Source organism: Halorubrum aquaticum (assembly GCF_900113615.1).
Taxonomy (GTDB): Archaea; Halobacteriota; Halobacteria; order Halobacteriales; family Haloferacaceae; genus Halorubrum; species Halorubrum aquaticum.
Map to the genome: position 1 here is coordinate 1 of NZ_FOPZ01000040.1, position 3,094 is coordinate 3,094.

The 3,094-nt window shown below is 70.7% G+C and carries 4 protein-coding genes; 1 reads left to right on the top strand and 3 read right to left on the bottom strand.

The window, feature by feature from the left end; genetic code table 11:
* Positions 1-67: 67 nt before the first annotated feature.
* From hemB to F3H10_RS15860, 3 genes are all read right to left on the bottom strand, one after another.
* Positions 68-1,048, bottom strand: coding sequence for a porphobilinogen synthase (gene hemB / locus F3H10_RS15855; protein ID WP_149785726.1), 981 nt, complete (start codon positions 1,046-1,048; stop codon positions 68-70).
* Positions 1,049-1,121: 73 nt separating this feature from the next.
* On the bottom strand, positions 1,122-1,292 hold the full coding sequence (locus F3H10_RS16190) for a DUF6757 family protein (protein ID WP_188127962.1): 171 nt from the start codon (positions 1,290-1,292) through the stop codon (positions 1,122-1,124).
* Between the two features lie 101 nt (positions 1,293-1,393).
* Positions 1,394-2,287, bottom strand: a complete 894-nt coding sequence (locus tag F3H10_RS15860) for a PHP domain-containing protein (RefSeq protein ID WP_149785727.1) — start codon at positions 2,285-2,287, stop codon at positions 1,394-1,396.
* Between the two features lie 169 nt (positions 2,288-2,456).
* On the opposite strand from F3H10_RS15860, the gene F3H10_RS15865 reads away from it, so the two are divergent.
* The gene (locus F3H10_RS15865; RefSeq protein WP_094530085.1) at positions 2,457-2,741 is read left to right on the top strand and encodes a DUF5789 family protein; all 285 of its coding nucleotides are present in this window, start codon (positions 2,457-2,459) and stop codon (positions 2,739-2,741) included.
* Positions 2,742-3,094 lie beyond the last annotated feature (353 nt).

Below are 3,094 nucleotides of genomic sequence, written 5' to 3' on the forward strand. Positions count from 1 at the left end.
GAGTCCGGTCGGTCCCGTCAGTCGAGTCCGGTCGGTCGTGTCCGGCGTCAGCGACGACCGACCGCGATCACAGCCGGTCGGCGAGGTCCTCCGCGAAGTAGGTCACGATCAGGTCCGCGCCCGCGCGCTTGAGCGAGACGAGCGACTCGTGGGCGACCGCCTCGAGGTCGAGCCAGCCCTTCTCGGCGGCGGCGTGGAGCATGGCGTACTCGCCGGAGACGTTGTAGGCGGCGATCGGCCGGTCGAACTCCCGGCGGAGGTCCGAGACGACGTCGAGGTACGGAAGCCCCGGTTTCACCATCAGCACGTCCGCGCCCTCCTCGGCGTCGAGCCGGGCCTCGCGGAGCGCCTCCCGGCGGTTGGCAGGGTCCATCTGGTAGTGTCGGCGGTCGCCGAAGGCGGGCGCGCCGTCGGCGGCGTCGCGGAACGGCCCGTAGAAGGCCGACTCGTACTTCGCGGCGTAGCTCATGAGCGCCACGTCCTCGTGGCCCGCGTCGTCGAGCGCCGAGCGGATCGCCGCCACCTGCCCGTCCGTCATCGCCGATGGCGCGACCATGTCCGCGCCGGCATCGGCCTGCGAGACCGCGGTCTCGGCGAGCAGCTCCAGCGTCTCGTCGTTTCTCACCGTCAGCGTCGGGTCGGCGGCGGCGCCCTCCTCGATCACGCCGCAGTGGCCGTGGTCGGTGTACTCACACAGACAGACGTCGCCGACCACGTACGCGTCCGTCTCGGCCGAGATCCGGCGGATCGCCCGCTGAACCACGCCGTCGGCGGCGTACGCGCGGCTCCCGGTCGGGTCCTTCGCCTCCGGGACCCCGAAGAGGATCACCGCCTCCACTCCCGTGTCGCGGACCTCCTCGACGCGCGCGACCGCCTCGTCGACGGGGACGCGCTCGTGGCCCGGCATCGACTCGATGGAAACGCGCTCGTCGGTCGTCGCGTCGACGAACACCGGAGCGACGAGGTCGGACGCCGACAGCGACGACTCGCTGACGAGCGGGCGGATCCCGTCGGTGCGGAGCCGTCGCGGACGGTCGGTCGGATACATGGACGGAGGTTGGCTCCCGACCGTCTTTTAGGGTTCGTTCGCGGGCGACTCGGAGTCCCCGGCAGTCACCGAGTCACTCGCTCTCCGTCGATTCGACGTCGAGCCGTTCCGAGAGCGCCGCCAGCCCCTCGTCGTCGGCCAACTCCTCGACGCGCTCGCGGAAGTGGTCCGCACAGAGCCCCACGACGACGCCCGCCTGTTCGGCCTCGTAGGCCGCCTCGCTGTCGCAGTAGTGACACCGCATGTGTCGTCCTCGGTCGCGCCCGGAGTTAACCCTGTTCCCCGGCAGGATCCGGAGACCGTCACGAGGGTCCGGCGCCAGCTCAGTGCGGAGCCGACGCCCGCTCAGCGCGGGTCCGGCAGCCGTTCGCGAACCGGCGCGAACGCGGCCTCGGTCAGCCCGGCCGCACCGAACGTCCGCTCGTGGGCGTCGCTCCCGCCGGTCGCGAGCAGGTCGCTCGACGCGACGACCTCGTCGATCCGGCCGGTGTCGACCGGACGACCGTACGGATAGAAGCGCTCGATCGCGTCGAGATCGCGGGCGACCTCGAGCGCGGCGTCGACGTCGTCGTAGCGGAACGGGTGAGCGAGGCCGACGAACGCGCACGACTCCCGGAGCAGTTCGACCCCGCGGTCGAGGTCGATCACGTCGCGGGCGACGTAACACGGCCCGTCGTTGCCGATCAGTTCGTCGAAGGCCTCGGCGTAGTCGTACGGGGCGGACGACTCCTCGATCGCGCGGGCGACGTGCGGCCGGCCGAGGCCGGGACGGGGCTCGACGGCGAGGTCGACGCCGAGCCGCTCCTCGACGCGACGGAGGATCGCCGCGCCGCGCTCGCGACGGTCCGTCTGGAGCCGGTCGATCTCGGCGTCGAGCGCGTCGGTGTGTTCGACGGCGTACCCGAGGAGGTCGAGTCGCTCGAAGCCGGCGTCGACGCGGAGTTCGATCCCCCGGACGATCCGGACGCCGTCGCGGTCGACGACGGGCGCGTCGATCCCGGGGTGGATCCGGTCGTGGTCGGTGACGGCGACCCAGTCGAGCCCGGCCTCGTGGGCGGCCGCCGGGACCTCCTCTATCGTCAGCGTTCCGTCGGAGACCCTCGTGTGGGTGTGGAGGTCGGCGACGAGTCCGGGATCGGTTGTGGAGTCGGCCGAACCGGTTGTGGAGTCGACGGAGTCGGGAGGGTCGGATCCGGGATCGCCCGAGTCGGCCGCGGATCCGGAGTCGTCAGCGGTCATATCGGCAGTTTCCCCCGAGTCCACTAAGCAGCGACGGAACCGTCTCGTCCGGGATCGTGTGGCGTCATGTCGTACACCGTACGCGGTATTATGACGTATAAGGGAGTAACGTCCGACTAAGGTCGTACATGGACAATCATTAAGAACCTCCGGCGACTCGGCGTAATCGATGCGCTTGAACGGCGTCGACGACCGGATCGAACGGCACCAGTTCCCGACCACCTCGGAAGAACTCATCGCGGCTCACGGCAACGCGACCGTAGAGCTCGCCGACGGATCGGAGCGGCTCGGGGACGTGCTCGAGCGGTTCGGCGATCAGACGTTCGACGCTCCCGACGAGGTCTTCGAGACGCTGCGAGCCGGCGTCTGTCACCGCGGCGTCGGCCGGCGGTTCTACTCGGACCGCGATCCGACGACGGACGGCGAGAACGGGCCGCAGCCGGTCTCGTTCTGAGACGATAGCGGCAGTAGCTGCAGTAGCGGTTCCCGTTTTTCACGAAGCTTCCCGGCGAGCCACGGCGGTACGACTCGCGCGGTCGAGAGGGGGTCGTTGCTGGCGCGGTGGACACGATCACGGGGAACGCGTCCGAAGGCCCGACCTCGAACGCTCCGCGCCGCCGGCAGCCGGCGGCAACGTCGCCGTCGACCGTCCCGTTTCGTCACGTTTCGTCACGTTTCGTCCCGCCACGTCCTCGCACGACCCCACACGACTCCGCACCTCACGCCTCCCCAGCCTCGGCCTCGGCGACCCGCCGGAGCCGCCGGCGGGCCGCCTCGACCTCCCTCGCGCGGGCCGTTCGCGGCCGG

Coding starts and splice junctions, on each gene's coding strand:
- F3H10_RS15865 (WP_094530085.1), top strand. CDS start 2,457: ATGCGCTTGAACGGCGTCGACGACCGGATCGAACGGCACCAGTTCCCG.
- F3H10_RS15860 (WP_149785727.1), bottom strand. CDS start 2,287: ATGACCGCTGACGACTCCGGATCCGCGGCCGACTCGGGCGATCCCGGA.
- hemB (WP_149785726.1), bottom strand. CDS start 1,048: ATGTATCCGACCGACCGTCCGCGACGGCTCCGCACCGACGGGATCCGC.
- F3H10_RS16190 (WP_188127962.1), bottom strand. CDS start 1,292: ATGCGGTGTCACTACTGCGACAGCGAGGCGGCCTACGAGGCCGAACAG.